At 65.9% G+C, this 18,789-nt stretch carries 22 protein-coding genes; 13 read left to right on the top strand and 9 right to left on the bottom strand.

Annotated features, from left to right (window positions below; all coding sequences use genetic code 11):
* Positions 1-53: 53 nt before the first annotated feature.
* Genes ACYQR9_RS05915 through ACYQR9_RS05905 form a run of 3 tightly spaced genes read right to left on the bottom strand, consistent with a single transcriptional unit; the run spans position 54 to position 3,012 of the window.
* Positions 54-1,430 (bottom strand): FMN-binding glutamate synthase family protein, encoded by a 1,377-nt coding sequence (locus ACYQR9_RS05915; RefSeq protein ID WP_082470585.1) that lies wholly within the window; start codon positions 1,428-1,430, stop codon positions 54-56.
* A complete protein-coding gene (locus tag ACYQR9_RS05910; protein ID WP_056428416.1) occupies positions 1,430-2,119 on the bottom strand; it encodes a GltB/FmdC/FwdC-like GXGXG domain-containing protein in 690 nt (229 codons plus the stop codon). Before ACYQR9_RS05910 ends, ACYQR9_RS05915 begins: the two co-directional genes overlap by 1 nt.
* Positions 2,119-3,012: a class II glutamine amidotransferase gene (locus ACYQR9_RS05905; protein WP_461229010.1), complete on the bottom strand. Its 894-nt coding sequence runs from the start codon at positions 3,010-3,012 to the stop codon at positions 2,119-2,121. Before ACYQR9_RS05905 ends, ACYQR9_RS05910 begins: the two co-directional genes overlap by 1 nt.
* Positions 3,013-3,651: 639 nt before the next feature.
* On the opposite strand from ACYQR9_RS05905, the gene ACYQR9_RS05900 reads away from it, so the two are divergent.
* The 7 genes from ACYQR9_RS05900 (at position 3,652) to ACYQR9_RS05870 (ending at position 7,965) form a co-directional block, all read left to right on the top strand.
* Positions 3,652-3,954 (top strand): hypothetical protein, encoded by a 303-nt coding sequence (locus ACYQR9_RS05900; RefSeq protein WP_461229009.1) that lies wholly within the window; start codon positions 3,652-3,654, stop codon positions 3,952-3,954.
* A complete protein-coding gene (locus ACYQR9_RS05895) occupies positions 3,951-4,361 on the top strand; it encodes a hypothetical protein (protein ID WP_311276537.1) in 411 nt (136 codons plus the stop codon). Before ACYQR9_RS05900 ends, ACYQR9_RS05895 begins: the two co-directional genes overlap by 4 nt.
* A 55-nt stretch (positions 4,362-4,416) precedes the next feature.
* Positions 4,417-4,587, top strand: coding sequence for a hypothetical protein (locus ACYQR9_RS05890; RefSeq protein ID WP_461221497.1), 171 nt, complete (start codon positions 4,417-4,419; stop codon positions 4,585-4,587).
* Positions 4,587-6,044 carry an APC family permease gene (locus ACYQR9_RS05885; RefSeq protein ID WP_461221498.1) on the top strand — a complete coding sequence of 486 codons (1,458 nt, stop codon included), beginning with the start codon at positions 4,587-4,589 and terminating at the stop codon, positions 6,042-6,044. Before ACYQR9_RS05890 ends, ACYQR9_RS05885 begins: the two co-directional genes overlap by 1 nt.
* A gap of 7 nt (positions 6,045-6,051) precedes the next feature.
* The gene (locus tag ACYQR9_RS05880; RefSeq protein ID WP_461229008.1) at positions 6,052-6,744 is read left to right on the top strand and encodes a hypothetical protein; all 693 of its coding nucleotides are present in this window, start codon (positions 6,052-6,054) and stop codon (positions 6,742-6,744) included.
* On the top strand, positions 6,707-7,018 hold the full coding sequence (locus tag ACYQR9_RS05875) for a hypothetical protein (RefSeq protein ID WP_461229007.1): 312 nt from the start codon (positions 6,707-6,709) through the stop codon (positions 7,016-7,018). Before ACYQR9_RS05880 ends, ACYQR9_RS05875 begins: the two co-directional genes overlap by 38 nt.
* Positions 7,019-7,359: 341 nt before the next feature.
* A complete protein-coding gene (locus tag ACYQR9_RS05870; protein WP_056454447.1) occupies positions 7,360-7,965 on the top strand; it encodes a helix-turn-helix domain-containing protein in 606 nt (201 codons plus the stop codon).
* A 31-nt stretch (positions 7,966-7,996) separates the two neighbouring features.
* On the opposite strand, the gene ACYQR9_RS05865 is transcribed toward ACYQR9_RS05870, so the two are convergent.
* The 4 genes from ACYQR9_RS05865 to ACYQR9_RS05850 are packed head-to-tail and all read right to left on the bottom strand — an operon-like array spanning position 7,997 to position 13,210.
* Positions 7,997-8,614 carry a sarcosine oxidase subunit gamma gene (locus ACYQR9_RS05865; protein ID WP_461229006.1) on the bottom strand — a complete coding sequence of 206 codons (618 nt, stop codon included), beginning with the start codon at positions 8,612-8,614 and terminating at the stop codon, positions 7,997-7,999.
* Complete coding sequence (locus ACYQR9_RS05860) at positions 8,607-11,645, bottom strand: sarcosine oxidase subunit alpha family protein (protein WP_461229005.1); 3,039 nt, start codon at positions 11,643-11,645, stop codon at positions 8,607-8,609. The genes ACYQR9_RS05865 and ACYQR9_RS05860 overlap by 8 nt, the downstream gene beginning before the upstream one ends.
* On the bottom strand, positions 11,642-11,929 hold the full coding sequence (locus tag ACYQR9_RS05855; RefSeq protein ID WP_018045590.1) for a sarcosine oxidase subunit delta: 288 nt from the start codon (positions 11,927-11,929) through the stop codon (positions 11,642-11,644). The genes ACYQR9_RS05860 and ACYQR9_RS05855 overlap by 4 nt, the downstream gene beginning before the upstream one ends.
* 30 nt (positions 11,930-11,959) lie before the next feature.
* Positions 11,960-13,210 (bottom strand): sarcosine oxidase subunit beta family protein, encoded by a 1,251-nt coding sequence (locus tag ACYQR9_RS05850; RefSeq protein WP_461229004.1) that lies wholly within the window; start codon positions 13,208-13,210, stop codon positions 11,960-11,962.
* Positions 13,211-13,441: 231 nt separating this feature from the next.
* Here ACYQR9_RS05850 and ACYQR9_RS05845 point away from each other — a divergent pair, with 231 nt between their 5' ends.
* Positions 13,442-14,347 (top strand): GlxA family transcriptional regulator, encoded by a 906-nt coding sequence (locus tag ACYQR9_RS05845; RefSeq protein WP_246747779.1) that lies wholly within the window; start codon positions 13,442-13,444, stop codon positions 14,345-14,347.
* Positions 14,348-14,407: 60 nt separating this feature from the next.
* Here the strand turns inward: ACYQR9_RS05845 and ACYQR9_RS05840 are convergent, their stop codons facing one another.
* Both ACYQR9_RS05840 and ACYQR9_RS05835 read right to left on the bottom strand, forming a co-directional pair.
* Entirely contained in the window at positions 14,408-14,782 is a 375-nt protein-coding gene (locus tag ACYQR9_RS05840) for a hypothetical protein (RefSeq protein WP_207411028.1), read from the bottom strand.
* 395 nt (positions 14,783-15,177) lie between these two features.
* The gene (locus tag ACYQR9_RS05835; RefSeq protein WP_461229003.1) at positions 15,178-15,873 is read right to left on the bottom strand and encodes an HAD family hydrolase; all 696 of its coding nucleotides are present in this window, start codon (positions 15,871-15,873) and stop codon (positions 15,178-15,180) included.
* A gap of 179 nt (positions 15,874-16,052) precedes the next feature.
* Here ACYQR9_RS05835 and ACYQR9_RS05830 point away from each other — a divergent pair, with 179 nt between their 5' ends.
* The 5 genes from ACYQR9_RS05830 to ACYQR9_RS05810 all read left to right on the top strand — a co-directional run bounded on the left by ACYQR9_RS05830 (position 16,053) and on the right by ACYQR9_RS05810 (position 18,749).
* Positions 16,053-16,373: a hypothetical protein gene (locus ACYQR9_RS05830; protein ID WP_056428459.1), complete on the top strand. Its 321-nt coding sequence runs from the start codon at positions 16,053-16,055 to the stop codon at positions 16,371-16,373.
* 99 nt (positions 16,374-16,472) lie between these two features.
* Positions 16,473-17,132 (top strand): peptide-methionine (S)-S-oxide reductase MsrA, encoded by a 660-nt coding sequence (gene msrA, locus ACYQR9_RS05825; protein WP_461229002.1) that lies wholly within the window; start codon positions 16,473-16,475, stop codon positions 17,130-17,132.
* 87 nt (positions 17,133-17,219) lie between these two features.
* Positions 17,220-17,723: a TIGR00645 family protein gene (locus ACYQR9_RS05820; protein WP_207410888.1), complete on the top strand. Its 504-nt coding sequence runs from the start codon at positions 17,220-17,222 to the stop codon at positions 17,721-17,723.
* A gap of 22 nt (positions 17,724-17,745) precedes the next feature.
* A complete protein-coding gene (locus ACYQR9_RS05815; RefSeq protein WP_461229001.1) occupies positions 17,746-18,060 on the top strand; it encodes a DUF2293 domain-containing protein in 315 nt (104 codons plus the stop codon).
* Between the two features lie 155 nt (positions 18,061-18,215).
* On the top strand, positions 18,216-18,749 hold the full coding sequence (locus tag ACYQR9_RS05810; RefSeq protein WP_461229000.1) for a hypothetical protein: 534 nt from the start codon (positions 18,216-18,218) through the stop codon (positions 18,747-18,749).
* Positions 18,750-18,789: the final 40 nt, after the last annotated feature.

Raw genomic sequence — 18,789 nt, 5'->3', positions numbered from 1 at the left:
ATCGCGGCCATGCGGTGGAGAAAAGGCCGCCCTTAAGGGGCGGCCTTGCGTGGTCAGAAGCCAGTCTTTCCGGGAATCCAGCTGGTGCCGGCCATCGGAACCTGCGCCATGGCGGCAGCTTCGATGGTGAGCGCCACGAGATCTTCGGGTTCGAGGTTGTGCAGGTGGCTCTTGCCGCAGGCACGCGCGATGGTCTGCGCTTCCAGCGTCATCACCGCGAGGTAATTGGCGAGACGCCGGCCAGCCAGAACCGGATCGAGGCGCTTGGCCAGTTCGGGATCCTGCGTCGTGATGCCGGCGGGATCCTTGCCCTCGTGCCAGTCGTCATAAGCGCCGGCGGTGGTGCCGAGGGCCTGGTAATCGGCCTCCCAGCGTGGATCGTTGTCGCCGAGGGCGATGAGCGCCGCCGTGCCGATGGCGACGGCATCCGCGCCCAGAGCCAGAGCCTTGGCCACATCGGCTCCCGAGCGGACACCGCCCGAGACGACGAGCTGCACCTTCCGGTGCAGACCGAGATCCTGCAGCGCCTGCACCGCGGGACGGATCGCCGCCAGGATCGGAATGCCCACATGCTCGATGAACACGTCCTGCGTCGCGGCTGTCCCGCCCTGCATGCCGTCGAGGACAACCACGTCGGCGCCGGACTTAGCTGCGAGCGCAGTGTCGTAATAGGGCCGCGAGGCGCCGACCTTCACGTAGATCGGCTTCTCACCATCGGTGATCTCGCGCAGTTCCTCGATCTTGATCTCGAGATCGTCCGGCCCGGTCCAGTCCGGGTGGCGGCAGGCCGAGCGCTGGTCGACGCCCGGGGGCAGGCAGCGCATGCCCGCGACACGCTCGGTGATCTTCTGGCCGAGCAGCATGCCGCCGCCGCCGGGCTTGGCGCCCTGGCCGATGACGATCTCGATCGCGTCCGCCTTGCGCAGGTCGTCCGGGTTCATGCCGTAGCGCGAGGGCAGGTACTGATAGACCAGCGTCTGAGAATGCCCGCGCTCCTCCTGCGTCATGCCGCCGTCGCCGGTGGTGGTCGAGGTGCCGGCGAGCGTGGCTCCGCGCCCGAGGGCTTCCTTGGCCTGGGCGGAGAGCGAGCCGAAGCTCATTCCAGCGATGGTGATCGGTGTCTTGAGGTGGATCGGCTTCGAGGCGAAACGAGCGCCCAATACCACTTCGGTGCCACAGCGTTCGCGGTACCCCTCCAGCGGGTAGCGACTGATGGAGGCACCGAGGAACAGGAGGTCGTCGAAATGCGGCAGCTTGCGCTTCGCCCCGGCACCCCGGATGTCATAGATGCCGGTGGCGGCGGCGCGGCGGATCTCGGACATCACGTCAGGCGTGTAGGTCGCCGAGAAGCGGGGCTTGGTGCGCGGCAAGGGGCGCGCATCCTTAAGGGTCGGATCCTTGAGGGTCGGGTCCTTGGGAGTCTCGGCCATCAGTAGGCTCCGGCGTTGTCGACGTTGAAATGATAGAGGCGGCGCGCGGAGCCGTAGCGCCGGAATTCAGACGGGCTCACCTCGCCCGCCAGTCCGGCGGCCTTGAGCTTGGCGTAAAGCTGTTCGCGGTGCTCGTCGCGCATCTCTTTCTCGATGCAATCGGCACCCAGACTCTTGACCGAGCCGCGCACGTAGAGCCGTGCTTCGTAGAGGGAATCGCCCAGCGCCTCGCCGGCATCGCCCAGAACGGTCAGGGTTCCGGCCTGGGCCATGAAGGCCGACATGTGGCCGATCGAGCCCTTCACGACGATATCGACGCCCTTCATCGAGATGCCGCAGCGAGCCCCTGCATTGCCGTCGATCACCAGCAGGCCGCCATGAGCCGTGGCGCCGGCCGATTGGCTGGCGTCGCCGCGCACATGGACGAAGCCCGACATCATGTTCTCGGCGACACCCACGCCCGCATTGCCGTTGATCACGACGCTGGCGAGCTTATTCATGCCGGCGCAGTAATAGCCGACATTCCCCTCGATCTCGACGGAGATCGGCGCATCGAGGCCCACCGCTATGGCGTGGCGACCATCCGGACCGGTGATGGTCCAATGGGTCTCGTTGGTGTCGGGGCGCAGGGCGTGTAATGCCCGGTTGAGGTCGCGCAGTGGCGCCTGGTTGAGATCGTAGGACGACATCAGTGACGCTCCCAGGCGTAGACCTTGGCGGGTTCGGGTTCGAAGACGCGGGCGGAGGCGATGCCGGGCAGACCCACGAGGGCCCGGTATTCGGAGCCGAACGCCACGTAATCGTCGGTCTCGGCCATCACCGCAGGCTTGCAGGCGATCGGATCGCGCACGACGGCGAAGCCCGTCTCGGTCCCGACCACGAAAGTGAAGAAACCGTCGAGATCCGACAGGCTCGATTCCAGGGCCTGCTGGAGGGACGCCCCCTCGCGCATGCGCCAGCTCAGGTAGCCGGCGGCGACCTCGGTGTCGTTCTTGGTAGCGAAGGTGAGCCCCTCGCGCTCGAGGCGGCGGCGCATGTCGTTGTGGTTCGACAGCGAGCCGTTATGGACCAGGCATTCGTCGATGCCGGTAGAGAACGGGTGCGCGCCATTGGTGGTGACCGCGCTCTCCGTGGCCATGCGCGTATGACCAATCCCGTGGGTGCCGGTCATGCCGGCGAGATCGAACCGCTCGGCCACGGAGGCCGGTAGCCCGACCTCCTTGTAGATCTCCATGCGCCGGCCGGCGCTGACCACGTCGATGCCGGGCGCCTCCTTCTTGAGCCACGCGCGGATCCGCCCCTCGCGCTCGGCGGGCACGGAAATGACGGTATGAGTGTCGCGTTCAATCTTGTTGAAGGTGAATGTGAGAGCCTCTTCCAGACCGGAGATCGCCTTCCGCAGCGTTGCCTGATCCGAACCACGGAGGGTGAGCTTCACGCCGTCACTGCCCGATCCGTAAACGGCGAAGCCAGCACTATCGGGACCGCGATCCGTCATAGTCGCGAGCATCTTGGACAGAAGCGAGCCAAGCTGCAGCTCAAGCTTTGAGTTCTTCAAGTACAACCCGACTATACCGCACATCGCGCTTTCCCGCTTCCACCGAGCATGTTGATCGTTGCTCTCACATTCCAACCGACCCGTCAACTATCGGTCACAAAAAATTCTTCCGGGGAAATATTGGGGTGACCGATCATCTGCCGCCCGAACAGAGGCGCCTTTCTGTGAGGCACGTTGCGAAAAGGACAAATGCTCGCAGTGAGATTCGCCTGGCCAGCACAGCGCCCTGCAAGTTTACCGCTCTGAAGAACTGTATCGCTGAGAACAAGGCGTCGTTACGATACGCCTATCCTCGTCAAATAGGTCCGACGCGACCTGTAGCGACGAGAACACCTGCTCGCCGGAACGACGAAAAATTCCCTTCAAGAAATAGGGTTTCGCGAAAAGCGTGAGGCCGTCAAGTCCTGACGAACGGAGAATGTGTACCTTCATCATAAGAGAAAGTGATGGCTCGCGAGCGAGTGACGAGGTCACCGCCCACCCCTCTCCACCATCAAGCGACGGCTGAGAAACAGTTGACTCTCTCAAGGGACAGGCAAGAAAGTTCAATACACGTGCACTGCGCCACCAATTTAGGCATTGACAAGGGCCTATTCTCGGCAGGATCTTTCCAGAAAGGAACCCTGGGTTCTCAAAAAGAAAATTTACGAAGGAGGACATGCCGTGAATCAGGATCCCCGCATTTCATCCATGTTCAGACGCGACAGCGCAGCCGCCGCGTTCGCCGTGGTCGCGGTCTGGCTGATCTATGCCTTCACGTTCTGGAGCATGTGGAAAGCTTTCGAGAGCGCCAGCCTGCTCATCCCGATGGCGATCCTTGGCGCCATCGTGCTCTTCCTCAACACAGCATCCACCTTCGCGATGATCCGTCACTACAGTGAAGACAAGTCCGCAATCTACGGCACCGACATCTATTATCTCGACCAGATCCGCAAAGCGCGGCAGCACAAAGGAGCAACCGAATGAAAAAGGTTCCCTACGAGCCGCCGAGTCAGCCGATCATCGGGCAGATTTTCGATGCGATCCTGATGCTCATTCTTGTGTTCATCACACTCTACCTGCCGCTTTGGCTCAAGCTGGCCGGCGGCGGCACGACCACGACGGAATATCCGAATCCATCCTGGGAATCACTGGGACAGAACGCGGTCATGGCGGCTCAGTGGGAGAAGCTGGGCATCGCGCCAGAGAAGGCCGCGACGATCATCGGGACCCGATTCGACTATAACTTCAACTGGACGGCCCTGGCATTCACGGCGCTGATCATCGTGGCCTACTTCGTCTTCATGTTCCGCTACTCCGACCACGAGTACCGCGAAGTCATCGCCGAGCGCTTCGGCGACGATGACCCGAGTAAGACAGTAGAGCCTCGCTGAGCCTCACTGGCCGCGGTCGCAGTCAGCCCGTTCATTTCCTACGAGGATATCCGTCATGGTCGTGATCATGAACTGGAGTGCCTGGGCGATCGCCGGAGCCCTTGCGCTCTGGATGGCCGTCGATCTGGTGCGCACCAACCGAGCCTTCGGAGAGGACTACCTCCTCTCGTCCGAGGAGGGCGAGATCGTTGATGCCGATGTCGGCGAACAGGCAGCGAGGTCGTGATGCAGGATGTTCAGATCGCCACTCCGCCTGGATTCCAGACCCCGAAAGTCTCGCTGCCAGACGTGTCGTCAGTATCGGCCGCTGTGCCCGCCAGGAAGATCGCGCTCTTGCGCGTGCTCGGGCCCGGCCATGTCTGGGCGCTCGGCGTCGGGATCGTGCTGGTGGGCGAGTTCATGGGTTGGAACTTCGCCGTCGGGAAGGGGGGGCCGGTCGCGGCGCTGACCGCCTGCTGGCTCGCCGGGATCCTCTACACCTGCGTGGCCATGATCGATTCCGAGATTACCTCCACGGTGGCCGCCGCGGGCGGCCAGTACGCGCAGGCCAAGCACATCATCGGGCCGCTCGCGGCCTTCAATGTCGGCCTCTACCTCGTGATGGCCTACACGATGCTCGAGGTCTCGAACGCCATCGTGACCGGGGATCTGATCGAAGCGTTCATGGCCAATCTCGGCGTCGCGGGCACCGTCGACAAGCGCGCGTTCATGGTGCTCACCATCGTGGCCCTCGCTTTCCTGAACTATCGCGGCGTGCTCGCATCGTTGACGATGAACCTGCTGATCACGGCCGCTGCCTTCCTCGCCATCGTGGTGCTCTTCGTGGCGACCCAACCCTGGGCGCCGGGCGCAGTGCTGCAGCACGATGCCCTCTTGGTCGGCCTGCCCTACGGGAATCTCGGCATCCTCGCCGCCATGCATTTCGGCCTGTGGTTCTACCTCGGCATCGAGGGAACGACGCAGGCCGCGGAGGAGGTGCGCTCGCCCGCCCGTGCCCTGCCGCTGGGCACCATGACGGGGATGATGACCCTCCTGATCGCCGCGACGGCCACTTGGTACGTCTGCTCTGGGCTGATGCCCTGGGAATATCTCGGCCAGGCCGTGACGCCGCTCTACGATGCCGGGCGTCTCACGGGGAATCGCTGGCTCGAAGTGTTTCTGTTCTTCGGCACCCTGTTCGCCACCGTCGCCTCGGCCAATGGCTGCATCAACGACGCCTCGCGGGCCTGGTTCGCCATGGGGCGCGACCGTTACATGCCGGCCTGGTTCGGTGCGGTGCACCCCGCCTACCACACACCCTACCGGTCGATCGTCTTCTTCGTGCCGGTGGCGATCATGTTCGCGGTCTCGACGCCGCTCGACCAGACCATCACCTTCTCGATCCTGTCCGGGCTGCTCGGCTACACGCTGATGGCGCTCTCCATCGTCCTGTTCCGTCGGAAGTGGCCTCTCGGCACCATTCAGAGAGGCTACGTCCATCCGCTCCATCCGCTGCCGTGCCTTCTGCTTCTGCTTCTGTGCAGTGTCACCTACGTCGCGGTGTTCCTCGGCTACGGAACGCAGCTCGTTGCGATGATGACCTTCTACATCATCGCCTCCGCCTGGTTCGTGCTGCACCGCTACAAGTATGTCCGGCGCGGCGACCAGTTCACGATGCACTGGCCAAAGCCGCGCGGCTATTGAGGCCGGAATGATCGACCTCCTCGCCCTCCCGACACTGGGTGCCGTCGGCTACGCGCTCTTCCGGCGCGGCCGGACGGCCTCGGCGGAACGGGCCGGAATGCTCCGACCCTGCGAAGACCTTCTGGCGAAGCCGGTCCATGGCCGCGACCCGACGGGCTTCGGAACTCTCGCGGGCCGGTTCCTGGGCATGCCGGTCGAGATCAGGGTCATCCCGGAAGCCCTTGCCTTCCGGCGCCTTCCGCAGCTCTGGCTCAGCGTCTCGGTGCATCATGCGACAGGCGTTCGCGGCACGATCGACATCCTCAGGCGCGTGGTGGGTGCCGAATTCTATGCCCCGGCGGACAATCTCCCGGCGCGCTACGATGTGCCGGAAGGCTGGCCGGGCGAGACACTGGTGCGGGGATCGCTCGGTGCCGCCCCCCTCCTTGCCCGTGCCTCCGGCACAATCGCGACCATTCTCGCCGAGCCACGCGTGAAGGAAGTGCTGCTCACGCCTCGGGGGATCCGGATCGTCAGCCAGCTCTGCCAGGGCGAACGCGGTGCCTACCTGCTCCTGCGCGAGAACCGTTTTTCCATGACGCAGATCGGTCCGGAGCAGTTGCGGCCTCTGCTCGCCCAAGCAACCGGCCTCGTCCGGAGCCTTACCGGAGAAGATGCAGTCCATGGATCCGAAGAAGCCCCTGCGCGCGCCGCAGCCTAACCCCTATCTGGTCCTCGCGGCGGCCATCGTGCTTCCCGGCATGGGCCATGTGCTGCTCGGAAAGGCACAACGCGGCTTGGGATTCGCGTTCTTCACTCTGGTGGGGGCGTGGCTGACCACGAAATTCGCGTCGCCGGATGTGGATGTCATCGGTCGTCACGCCGCCGGCGTGTTCGTCTGGGCCCTCTCGATCCCCGACGCTTACCGGATCGCGCGCCTGCGTGCGGTGACATCCTATGGTTCCACGTCACGCTCGACCACTTCGGCATCCTGACCCACGGCCTGTGCAGGCGATCGTCCGGAAACGGGCGCCCGCCTTCACTCGAGGCGGACTGGACGTCTTCTCCGAAGCAACGCGTCCGCTCGCACACCATCTTTTCTACACGGACGGGTTTCGCGATTCGGTGCGCCTGATCGGCTGATGTGTCGGGCAAAGGAACCAACCACACAGATCCCGCCATCGACAATCATGAGTCGGATCGCCTCACCGGTAATCGCGCAATCTGTTCGATGCGGTATTCCGGTGTTAGACGTGAATCCTGTGCCGACATGATGGCTCCTGAGCCCCGCGTCGTGCTCGATGCGTGTTGCGATGAGGGCGAGATCAGAAACCGGATGCTGAACACCGCCTCTAACGCACCGGTCGACGACAAGCGCACACTCGAGCGGGCACTTGGCCACCAGATCCGCCTGTTCCGGCGCGAGCGCGACCTCTCTGTAGCCGATCTCGGCACGGCGGCCGGGATATCACCCGGCATGATCTCCAAAATGGAGAACGGGCAGATTTCGCCGTCGCTGTCGTCGATCAACGCTGTGGCGAAGGCGTTGAACGTGCCCATCACCGTGTTGTTCTCGGCCTTTGAGGAGAGCCGCGACTGCTCCTTCGTCAAGCGCGGACAGGGCGTCGTCATCGAACGGCGCGGCACGAAGGCCGGACATCTCTACGAACTGCTCGGGGCGGGCCTGCGCGGCGAGATCGTCGTCGAGCCCTATCTCATCACCCTGGAGAACGATGCCGAGTCCTATACGGAGTTCCGGCATGGTGGGACCGAGTTCATCTATATGCTGACCGGTGAAGTCATCTATCGCCATGACAAGCACGATTATACGCTGCAGCCGGGGGACTCGCTCCTGTTCGATTCGGCGGCCTCGCACGGGCCGGCCAAACTGATCAAGACGCCGATGACCTACCTGTCCGTCATCATCTACCCGCGCAGCTGAAGCATCCGGGTTGGGAACCGGCCTGCGCCGCTCACGGCGCCGCGTTGCGAACGTCGTAGCCGAACTCAGCCGCGGCATGGCTCAGCCACGACCAGACGCTGCCGGCGAAGCTGCGCGCCACGGCGAGGTCGTAGGTGGGGGAAGCGTCCCGCTGCCAAACCTGCGCGCTCATATGCGCAAGGGCGGTGACGGCCACCTGCCCCGGCTGGAAGGCACGGGGATGAAGGTCGATGGCGAGGCCTTTGGCGAGGAACGCCCGGGCGTCCGGCCCGGACACGCGGATGATCGCGCGGGCGTCGCTCTGGTCGGTGACCGCGGCAATACCCTGCAACGCCTCGCCGAGGCCCGCCATCTCTTGGCGCGTCTCGAAGAGAGCGAGCCATTGATCCGGTCCGGACCAGACCAATCCCCGCTCTCCCGTGAGACTGGCAGTCCCCGTATCGGGCAGCGACCAGCCGAAGCGCTCGCCCAGAACCTGCTGCAGGGCGTCGGTCCGGCCCTTCACCGCGATCACGGTGGCAAGCCCGAATTCGTCGCGCAGGGTCAGGGTGAGACCGGGCTCGCCGCCCGGGCGGCCGTGCCGGCCGATCCGCGCGATCCCCGCCCAGGCGCTCTTCGGCCGCCATGTCGTCTCGAGTGCATCAGACACGCAGCTTCTCTTCTTTCGGGTCGACGAAGACCGGTGAGCAGATCTCGACTTCGACATCCCCGTCGCGCACCGGATCGTAGGCGCGCACGCGCGTCCCATGGCGCTCGGCGCCGCGCCGGATCAACCCGAGCCCGATCCAGTGCCTGAGGCTCGGCGAATAGGCGACGGAGGTCATGACACCCTCATCGGCCGCGAGGCTCGGGGCGGCGCCGACGGCCAGGAACCGCGCCCCCGCGCGCAGGCGCTGGCTGCGATCGACCGGGCGGAACCCCACGAGGATCGGCCGATCGGGATCGACGAGGGCCGGGCGCTCCTTCATCAGGCGGCCGACATAGTCTTTCTTCTTGGCGAGCATGCCGCCGAGGCCGATGTCTCGTGCCGTGGTCTGGCCGTTGATCTCGGCGCCGGCGGCGTGGCCCTTCTCGATGCGCATCACCGAGAGCGCCTCCGAGCCGTAGGCGGTGATACCGTGGGCCGAGCCGGCCGCCATGACCGCACGCCAGGCAGCGTCGCCATAGGCCGCCGGCACCGCGAGTTCGTAGGCGAGTTCACCCGAGAACGAGATGCGGAACAGCCGCGCGGGGATGCCCCCTCCGACCGTGATGTCGGCGCAGGCCAGGAAAGGGAAGGCCTCGTTCGACAGGTCGAAACCGGGGTCGACGATGCCCTGCAACGTGTCGCGGGCACGTGGGCCGGCCACGGCGCATTGCGCCCACTGCTCGCTCACCGAGACCACCTGCACGTCGAGTTCAGGCCACAGCCATTGATGGCAGAATTCGAGGTGCTGCATGACCTTGGCGGCGTTGGCCGTGGAGGCCGTCATCACGAAATGGCTCTCGCCCAGCCGTGCGATGGTGCCGTCGTCCAGGACGAAACCGTCCTCACGTAGAAGTACGGCGTAGCGCGCCTTGCCCATGGGCAGCGTGCCGAACGGATTGGCGCAGACCCGCTCGATGAGGGCGAGGGCGTCCCGGCCCTGGATGTCGATCTTGCCCAACGTCGTCACATCGCAGATGCCGACATGGGCGCGGACGGCGTTCACCTCGCGATTGACCGTTTCCAGCCAGTCGCTCTCGCCGGCCTTGGGGAAATAGGCCGGACGAAGCCACAGGCCGGTCTCCACGAAGACCGCGCCCTGCTCCTCGCACCAGGCATGCGATGGGAGATGCCGGGTCGCGCGGAAATCCTTGCCCCGGTGATGCCCGGCGAAAGCGCCGATGGCGACGGGGGTGAAGGGCGGCCGGAACATCGTGGTGCCGACGCTCGCGACCGGCTGGCCGGTGAGCTCCGCCATGATGCCGAGCCCGGCGAGGTTCGAGGTCTTGCCCTGGTCGGTGGCCATGCCGAGGGTGGTGTAGCGCTTCAGGAGCTCCACCGCGCGAAAGCCCTCGCGATGGGCGAGCTCCACATCGGAGGCGGCCACGTCGTTCTGGAAATCGACGAAGGCCTTGCCCCTCGATACCGGCACGCGCCACAGCGGCGTATGGGCGATGCTCTCGGGATCGGATTTCGGGGTCTCGGGCGCGGCGCCCGCGAATCCGCAGGCTGAGGCGGCCTCCGCACCGGCCCGGCCGCCGGTCTCCAGGCAGGAGGCGAGGGTGAAGGCCCCGCCCGCCGCCCCGACGGCCACCATGCCCGAGGGAAGCGCACCCGGCACGAAGGCGTGGATCGCCTCGTCCCAGACCGGTCGCCGCGACAGATGCGAATCGAGATGCACGATCGGATTCCAGCCATTGGCCATGGCGAGGCAGTCGCAGGCGATGGTCTGGCGGCTGCCATAGGTGTCCACCACCTCGATCGCCTCTAGTCCGAGATGCCCCTTCGTACCGGTGACGTAGCCATCACAGATCACCTGCGCGCCGACGGCCTCGGCCGCCCGGCGCAGCTCGGCCGGCACCGATGCGCGGGAATCGATCACGGCCACCACCTGTCCGCCCGCCGCGGCGACATCGGCCACGGTGCGCCAGCCGTCATCGCCCGAGGTGAAGATCGCGACGGCCCGGCCCGGGAGCACGCCGTATCGGTTGAGGTAGGTCCGCACCGCGCCGGCCAGCATCACGCCGGGCCGGTCGTTGCCGCCGAAGACGTGAGGGCGCTCGATGGCTCCGGCAGCGAGAATGGCTTGCTTTGCCGTGATCCGCCACAGGCGCTGGCGCGGCGCATGGACGGGGGGCACGGCCAGATGATCGCCGACGCGCTCGACCGCCCCGTAGGCTCCGTGATCGTAGACCCCGAACAGAGTGGTCCGGCTCAGAATGCGCACCTCCGGCATGCTCGCCAGTTCGGCGAGGGTGTCCGTGGCCCAGTCCGCACCGGATCGGCCGGCGATCTCGCGCCGGTCGGCAAGCAGGCGCCCGCCCGTCCGGTGATCCTCGTCGACGAGGATGACACGCGCGCCCGACCGTCCGGCGGCCAGGGCTGCGGCGAGCCCAGCCGGTCCGGCCCCGATGACCAGCACGTCGCAGAACGCGAAGGCCTTGTCGTAAGTATCGGGATCCGGCGCATGGGCGGCCCGGCCGAGGCCGGCGGCGCGGCGGATCATCGGCTCGTAGAGCTTCTCCCAGAGAGCGGCCGGCCACATGAAGGTCTTGTAGTAGAACCCCGCCGCGAAGACCGGCGCCGCCAGGGCGTTGACGGAGAGGGCGTCGTATTTCAGCGACGGCCAGCGATTCTGGCTCGACGCCTCAAGCCCCTCGTAGAGTTCGGCCACGGTGGCGCGGGTGTTCGGTTCACGCCGTGCGCCCGAGCGCAGTTCGACGAGGGCGTTCGGCTCCTCCGAACCGGCGGTGAGGATGCCGCGCGGGCGGTGGTACTTGAACGATCGGCCCACGAGCCGCACCCCGTTGGCCAACAGCGCCGAGGCCAGGGTATCACCCTGGAAGCCGCTGTAGCGCTGGCCGTCGAAGGTGAAGTCCAGGGGGCGGCGCCGGTCGATCATGCCGCCGGTCCCGGTACGAAAGCCCTGCCCAACGGCCGTTGCCGGGGAGGCGCCGCTGGGGGAGGCGGTATCCCGAAGGGTGAGCGTGGTCATGCGACCTCTCCTGTCCGGCGGCTCAGCGCGACGTCGCGGGCGGAGGACACCCCGGTGATTTCGTGGGTGCGCGTATCCCGGTCGACCACGAGCCAGGAGCGGCAGCCGGCGCCGTGATACCAGAGCTCGCGATGGGGGCCGGCCGGGTTGTCACGCAGGTAGACGTAGTCGTGCATGGCGGCGGGCGGCACCTCCATGCCGTCGGGCCGGATCGGCGCGGCGTCGCCGAGATAGCTGAACTCGCCGTTGTCGCGGGGCCCGCAATGGGGGCATCGGATACGCATGATCGTCGTTCCCTCAATCCAGATCCGCGCTCAATGCAGGTTCGGCTGGGCGCCCATGCCCTTCTCGTCGATGAGATGGCCGGTGGCGAAGCGGTCGAGTCGGTAGGCGGCGGCGTCCTCATGGGACGTGTCGCGGGCGATGAGATGGGCAAAGCAGAACCCCGCCGCCGGGGTCGCCTTGAAGCCGCCGTAGCACCAGCCCGCGTTGAGATAGAGACCGTCGATCGGAGTGCGGTCGATGATCGGACTGCCGTCCATGGACATGTCCATGATCCCGCCCCAGTGCCGCAGCAGGCGCAGGCGCCCGAGGCCCGGCCACAGGGCCATGCCGCCCTCCATCACGTCCTCGATCGTCGCGAGGTTGCCGCGCTGGGCGTAGGAATTGTAGCCGTCGATGTCGCCCCCGAAGACGAGGCCGCCCTTGTCCGACTGGCTGACGTAGAAATGGCCGGCCCCGAAGGTCATCACCGTGTCGATGAGAGGCTTCACGCCCTCGCTGACGAAGGCCTGGAGCACGTGGCTCTCGATCGGCAGGCGCAGATCGGCCATGGAGGCCAGCAGCGATGTCGAGCCCGCCACCGAGAGCGCGACCTTCTTCGCCCGAATGAAGCCACGGCTCGTCTCGACCCCGACCACCCGCCCGTTCTCGCGGCGGATGCCGGTGACGGCGCAGTTCTGGACGATATCGACGCCCCGGTCGCTGGCCGCGCGGGCATAGCCCCAGGCCACGGCGTCGTGCCGCACCGTGCCGCCCCGACGCTGGAGGAGACCGCCCTTCACGGGAAAGCGCGCATTGTCGAAATCGATGAACGGCACCATTCCCCGAACCCCCTCGCGGTCGAGGAGTTCGGCACCGATGCCCGCCATCCGCATGGCGTTGCCGCGCCGGGCATAGGCATCGCGTTGCGCATCCGAATGGTAGAGATTCAGCACGCCACGCTGGCTCACCATGGCGTTGTAGTTGATGTCCTGCTCCAGCCCCTCCCAGAGCTTCATCGACCGTTCGTAGAACGGGATGTTGCCGGCAAGTCCGTAGTTCGAGCGGACGATGGTGGTGTTGCGCCCGACATTGCCGGAGCCGACATGGCTCTTCTCCAGCACGGCCACGTTGGTGATGCCGTGCTCCTTGGCGAGGTAATAGGCGGTCGCGAGACCGTGGCCGCCGCCACCGACGATGACGACATCATACTCGGCCTTGGGCGCGGCATCGCGCCATTGGGGCTTCCAATCACGCTGGCCACGCAGGGCCTGACCCAGGACGCTGAGGAGGGAATAGCGCATGGCGGGACATGCTCCGGGGCTGGTTGCGGCGGGTGTCACCTTGAGTAGCGTATCGCCGGCTAACGCCCCTTGCATTTTGCGACGTCATTCGGACAATTTGCGCAGAAATGAACGGCCGTCCTCTAGCGCCAAAGTCCCCGAATCTTGCCCGATCTTGCCCTTGACGCCACGGCATCGAAAAAGCCGGCGCCGCTGACCGTCGGCTTCATCTTGCTGCCGGGCTTTCCGCTCATGTCCTACGCGGCCGCGGTCGAGCCCATGCGGGCGGCCAACACCCTTCTGGAAAGCGAAGTCTACCGCTGGTGGCATGCGGCGCCGGGCGGAGGCGCCGTCCAGGCTTCCAACGGAATTGCGATCCTGCCGGATGTCGATGTCGGCGACACCAAGCTCGACGCCGACCGTGTCTTCGTCTGCGCGGGTGGAAATCCCGCCGCCTTCGACGACCCAGCCCTGACCGCTTGGCTTCGCCATCTCGCCCGGCGGGGGATCACGCTCGGCGGCATTTCCGGAGGGCCTTACCTGCTCGCCCGTGCGGGTCTGCTGAGGGGGCGCCGTTGCACGCTCCACTGGGAGCATGTTCCCGCTTTCGAGGAACGCTATCCGGATATCGAGGTCGTGCGCTCCCTCTTCGAGATCCAGGACGATCGGATCACCTGCTCGGGCGGCATCGCCGCTCTCGACCTGATGCTCAACCTGATCGAGCGCGACCACGGTCCGGGCCTCGCCAACGGCGTCAGCGACTGGTTTTTGCACAACCAGATTCGGGAGGGCCTGAGTCCGCAGAGGATGGACCTCCGCCTGCGGATCGGGGTGCGCGACCCGCGGCTGCTCCGGGTCCTCGCCGCGATGGAAGCCAATCTGGAAACGCCGCTCTCGCGGCAGGGACTGGCCGATCTCGCCCGCGTGTCGATCCGTCAGCTCGAGCTACTCTTCAGAAACCGGATCGGCATCAGTCTTCACCAGCATTATCTCGCCCTGCGGCTCGACCGGGCCCATCAGCTCCGCCGCGAGAGCGCGCTGAGCTCGGCAGATATCGCCATGGCGACGGGATTTGCCAATGCGGCCGAACTCGCCCGAGCCGAACGCCGGAGGCGCCTCAAGGCCACAACCCCGCCTAGCAAAACCGGCGAGGGGTGAGAGGGCCGTTCCGGGACGGGCGTCCGCGCCGGAACGGCCGCCTTCGAGGGGAGCGAAGGCTCAGCGCCCGTACGCGGTCCGATGGATGTCGAAGCCCGCGTCGGCCCGGACAGGATCGAGGCGGGGCGAGGCGGCCTGCCTGCGCGGCGCGCGACGAGCCGCGAAACGGTCCCGAGCCGCCTTGGCGGCCTTCTCGACGCTGGCGAAGACGAGCCCGTCGAGGGGGTCGAAATCACGGCCGGACGAGAAGAACCGGACGCCGCCCCGTTCGGGCACGGCGATTCCGGCCGTCACGTCGCCGATTTCGATCACCCGTGGCGGCGGGGCGGTATGAAGGCGGTTACGGGCACGGGCCTCGAGATGATCCGCCCGTGCATCAGGCGTGTGCAATCGGTTCAACGCCCTGTGGGCGTCGTCCTGGTGAAAGTGGGGCATGGTGTCGAAGTCTCCTGGCGCGGCCTAACGGCCATCTGCTGAAAGCAATCGGATCTGACGGGTGGGTCAGCTTCGACAGCGGGAGCAGGCACAAAAGAGACTTTGGAACGAGGGTCGATCAATCACGGCAAGTCATCCTTTCGATGAAGGACCACGAGGCGCGAGCGCTCCGCAGTGCTTTAGCGTTTGATGACGCGGCGCAAGCTACATACTTCAAATCACCGCGGCGGACCAAGCCATCCGGTCTGGAACCGCACCTCTAAAATGAGAGCAACACGTCGCTTCGTCAACGGATGCATCTTCCGAATGCATGCAGTCTTGTGGCAGGAATGACGCCTGGACCCACGAAGCGCAGGCGATTTCTTCGGAGGGTGGTTTTTTGGAGTGCGCCGCGGTCAAGCGGACGCGGCGGCCACGCGCCCGATCAGGCCGGCAAGGTCGCGATGATGCCCGTAGACCCGTTCAGCACCGGCCGCGATCAGGTCCGCTCCCGTGGAATCGTGCAGCCAATGCCCTCCGCCGGTGAAGCCCAGGACGCGCATCCCCGCGGCGCGCGCCGCCGTGACGCCAGGCACGCTATCCTCCACCACGAGGCATCGGCCAGGAGCGAAGCCCATCTCGGCAGCGGCAAGGAGGAACAGGTCGGGAGCCGGCTTGCCGCGGGAGACCATGGTCGCCGAGAAGATACGGCCCTCAAACAGGGGCAACAGGCCGGTGAGGCCGAGCGAATGGGCGAGCCGCGCCGGATCGCTGCTGGACGCGACGCAGCTCGGAAGCTCCAGCGCCCGCACCGCCAGCGCGATCCCCTCCATGGCGCGCAGGTCGCGGTCGAAGGCGCGAAGGGTTTCGGCTTTCACCGCCTCGACGAAGCCGTCGGGCGCGGCGATCCCGTAATCGCGCTCGATATGCCCCATGATCGACGTCATGGATGTGCCGGCGAAGCGCTCCCTCACCGTATCCACATCGATGGCGACGCCGATCCGGTTGAGCCCGGCGGTCAGCGTCCCGAGACTCAGGGGCTCACTGTCGACCAATACGCCGTCGCAATCGAAGATCACCAGTTCGGTGGGAGTTTCGGGTTCGGTCGGCAAAGCGCTGGTCCGCTGGAAATGTCTGGGCCGGGCTGTGCCACGGAGGCGTCTCGGGGCGCAATGGCAGTCCTCGCGCACTCGTTGCCGGGACGGCGTGCGCCTCGGACACCTTGCGCCTCGCGACGGCGGCCCGTAATCCCGCAGGGCCGGCACGGGAGCCGGCTTGTGTGCAAGCCGCGATGCTCCGCTTTCTCAGCCGCCTCCTCGGATACGTCGTCCTCGCGGCGGGCTTTGTCGGCCTCGTCTATGATGGCGCGCGTTCGATCGCCAATAACGGCGTACGCGTCACCAGCCTGAGCGACCTGCTGATGACATTGTTCAAGGAGCGCGGAAGCGCGCTTCAGGGCGCGGTGGAGAGCGTGGCGCCATGGCTTTGGCAAGCCCTCGTCCTGCCGCTGACCCTGGCCCCCGCCTGCCTCCTCGGCCTCGGCCTGGGGGCTTTCCTACTCTGGCTCGGCCAGCCGCCCCGCGAGCCGATCGGCTTCCTCAGCCGGCCCTGACATCGACGTCCGGCGGCATGGCCGTTTCGACACGGGGCATTCAGGAACGGGGCCGGCACCCCATATAGGGGACATCCCGCCCTCTCATGGAGGCCCCCGATGCTCCAGTTCTTCCGCAAGCGTCCCGAGATGCCGAGCGCCACCGATGCGTTGCCCGGCCGGTCGACGCCGATTCCCACCACCGAGACCCATTTCGTCAACGGCAATCCGCTGAAAGGCCCTTATCCGGAGGGAACCGAGCAGATCGTCCTGGGACTCGGCTGCTTCTGGGGCACCGAGCGCAAGTTCTGGCAATTGCCGGACGGAATCGTCGTGACGGCGGTGGGGTACGCTGGCGGCTTCACGCCCAACCCGACTTACGAGGAGGTCTGCTCGGGCATGACCGGCCATAACGAGGTTGTCCTCGTCGTCTACGATCCGGCCGTGCGCCCCCTGGAGGCAGTGCTCAAGACGTTCTTCGAGAGCCATGACCCGACCCAGGGCATGCGCCAGGGCAACGATGTCGGCACGCAGTACCGTTCGGGAATTTACACGGCAAACGAGGCACAGGCCGAGACCGCCCGACGCGTTCGGGAGGCCTACGGAGAGGCGTTGAAGGCACGCGGGTTCGGCGAGATCACGACGGAGATCGTCCCCCTCGATACGTTCTACTTCGCCGAGGGCTACCATCAGCAATACCTTGCCAAGAACCCGGCTGGCTATTGCGGTGTAGGCGGCACCGGAGTGACCTGTCCCGTCGGAACCGGGATCGCCGCCTGAGGCGCCCGGCTTATCCAAGCCCGAACCTTGTCGAGCTTGGCGGTACATGGCAAACCCCCGCCCGGTCGGACGGGGGTTTTGGGACAGATGGTCGAACAGGTTTTCGAACGCGTACTTTTCGCGTGTCGCTGGCTGCTGGCGCCCTTCTATGCCGCACTGGGCATCGGCATCGTCGTGCTGCTGGTCAAGCTGCTGCAGGAACTCGCCCACTTCGTCTTGCACATGTGGAGCGCCACTGAGTCACAGATCATTCTCGGCGTGCTGACTCTGGTCGATCTGTCCTTCACCGCATCCTTGCTCATCATCGTGATGTTTTCGGGGTACGAGAACTTCGTCTCGAAGATCGATCATACGGACCATAAGGACTGGCCCGAATGGATGGGGACGATCGACTTCACCGGACTGAAGCTGAAGTTGATGTCTTCGATCGTCGCCATCTCGGCGATCTCGCTGCTGAAAGCCTTCATGGACATCAAGGCGACGCCGGACCGAGAGCTGTACTGGCTCGTCGGTCTCCACATGGTCTTCGTCGTCTCCGGCATCCTGATGGCCCTGACGGATCGGATCGCCGCCGGGCATCACGACAAGTAGGAACGTTCCGGGAGTCGGCTCGATGACCCGCGCGGAAGCCGTCGGTGAAGCGCTTCGGATCCTTGCTCCGCGCCTTCCCGCCTTCGAGACGGATTCCGTCCTTGCCCGGGCGCTGGCCAGTCCTGGCCTACGGAATGCGAGCCCCGAGACCGCGGCATGGCTCGCCCTCGTCGCCTTCGCCCGCCACGTCTTCACCGAATACGAATCCTATCTCGAAGAGGGCTACGACCGGGACAGCGCCCGCCATTTCGTCCTCGACGAGCTCAACGAGACGTTGCGCGGCTGGGGCGTGCATCGAACCGTGTCCGAGGACGTAGAACAACCGGACGAGGAGTGACCCCCGCGTCCGTCCCGCCCAGCAAGGGGGACGTAGCGCCTGGCTTGACCCTTCGGATAGGCGCCCTCCCGAAGAACATCTCTGCGGGAAACCTTTCCGGCCACGCAACCGTTTCCACGATCGAGGGGGCCTCGACCGTTCACAGGACAGTGGCCATGCGCAGAATGCTCCCCATCATCGCCGGATTGGTGCTCGCATCCGGTGCGGGTCTCTCGGCCGACCGGGCATGGGCGCAGCAGGAAGCCGATCCTGCCGCCTGTACCACGTTCGACTGGCCGATCCTGCGGGAGCAGGCTTGGTTCGAGGCGCCCTCCCTCCCCCGGCTCGATTCCGGCGCGACCCTCTCCGCGGAAATGCCGGGCGCCGTTCTGGCGCTCAAGCCGGTCGCGGGAGCCGATCTTCCCTTGACGCCTTCGCGGGAACCGAAGCCCGGCACGTTCGGCGGCAGCTTGCGGATCCCACCCGTCGTCACGCCCGGCCTGTATCAGGTGACGTTGTCGGACAATGCCTGGATCGACGTGAGCCAGGACGGCGCGACGACGCGCAAGCCCGTGGCGAGCACGATGCGGCCCGGATGTCCTGGCGTCTCGAAGAGCGTCCGGTTCCAGTTCGGCACCACTCCTATTCTCGTCGTCGTCAGCGGTGCGAAATCGGATTCGATCAAGATCGCGGTCGCACCGGCGGAATAGTCGAGAGCTCTCGACGGCCCGACGGCCGATAGACTAAGTT

The organism is Methylobacterium sp. CM6241, from assembly GCF_054817845.1.
The sequence above is the reverse complement of the archived record's forward strand: the minus strand, read 5'-3'. Positions and strand labels throughout refer to the sequence as shown.

Bases quoted from the DNA above. Each gene is read 5' to 3' on its own strand.
- ACYQR9_RS05855 (WP_018045590.1), bottom strand. From the start codon at position 11,929: ATGCGTATCCGATGCCCCCATTGCGGGCCCCGCGACAACGGCGAGTTC.
- ACYQR9_RS05860 (WP_461229005.1), bottom strand. From the start codon at position 11,645: ATGACCACGCTCACCCTTCGGGATACCGCCTCCCCCAGCGGCGCCTCC.
- msrA (WP_461229002.1), top strand. From the start codon at position 16,473: ATGCTCCAGTTCTTCCGCAAGCGTCCCGAGATGCCGAGCGCCACCGAT.
- ACYQR9_RS05850 (WP_461229004.1), bottom strand. From the start codon at position 13,210: ATGCGCTATTCCCTCCTCAGCGTCCTGGGTCAGGCCCTGCGTGGCCAG.
- ACYQR9_RS05810 (WP_461229000.1), top strand. From the start codon at position 18,216: ATGCGCAGAATGCTCCCCATCATCGCCGGATTGGTGCTCGCATCCGGT.
- ACYQR9_RS05915 (WP_082470585.1), bottom strand. From the start codon at position 1,430: ATGGCCGAGACTCCCAAGGACCCGACCCTCAAGGATCCGACCCTTAAG.
- ACYQR9_RS05885 (WP_461221498.1), top strand. From the start codon at position 4,587: ATGCAGGATGTTCAGATCGCCACTCCGCCTGGATTCCAGACCCCGAAA.
- ACYQR9_RS05910 (WP_056428416.1), bottom strand. From the start codon at position 2,119: ATGTCGTCCTACGATCTCAACCAGGCGCCACTGCGCGACCTCAACCGG.
- ACYQR9_RS05830 (WP_056428459.1), top strand. From the start codon at position 16,053: ATGCTCCGCTTTCTCAGCCGCCTCCTCGGATACGTCGTCCTCGCGGCG.
- ACYQR9_RS05905 (WP_461229010.1), bottom strand. From the start codon at position 3,012: ATGTGCGGTATAGTCGGGTTGTACTTGAAGAACTCAAAGCTTGAGCTG.
- ACYQR9_RS05870 (WP_056454447.1), top strand. From the start codon at position 7,360: ATGCTGAACACCGCCTCTAACGCACCGGTCGACGACAAGCGCACACTC.
- ACYQR9_RS05845 (WP_246747779.1), top strand. From the start codon at position 13,442: ATGTCCTACGCGGCCGCGGTCGAGCCCATGCGGGCGGCCAACACCCTT.
- ACYQR9_RS05840 (WP_207411028.1), bottom strand. From the start codon at position 14,782: ATGCCCCACTTTCACCAGGACGACGCCCACAGGGCGTTGAACCGATTG.
- ACYQR9_RS05815 (WP_461229001.1), top strand. From the start codon at position 17,746: ATGACCCGCGCGGAAGCCGTCGGTGAAGCGCTTCGGATCCTTGCTCCG.
- ACYQR9_RS05820 (WP_207410888.1), top strand. From the start codon at position 17,220: ATGGTCGAACAGGTTTTCGAACGCGTACTTTTCGCGTGTCGCTGGCTG.
- ACYQR9_RS05890 (WP_461221497.1), top strand. From the start codon at position 4,417: ATGGTCGTGATCATGAACTGGAGTGCCTGGGCGATCGCCGGAGCCCTT.
- ACYQR9_RS05880 (WP_461229008.1), top strand. From the start codon at position 6,052: ATGATCGACCTCCTCGCCCTCCCGACACTGGGTGCCGTCGGCTACGCG.
- ACYQR9_RS05875 (WP_461229007.1), top strand. From the start codon at position 6,707: ATGGATCCGAAGAAGCCCCTGCGCGCGCCGCAGCCTAACCCCTATCTG.
- ACYQR9_RS05895 (WP_311276537.1), top strand. From the start codon at position 3,951: ATGAAAAAGGTTCCCTACGAGCCGCCGAGTCAGCCGATCATCGGGCAG.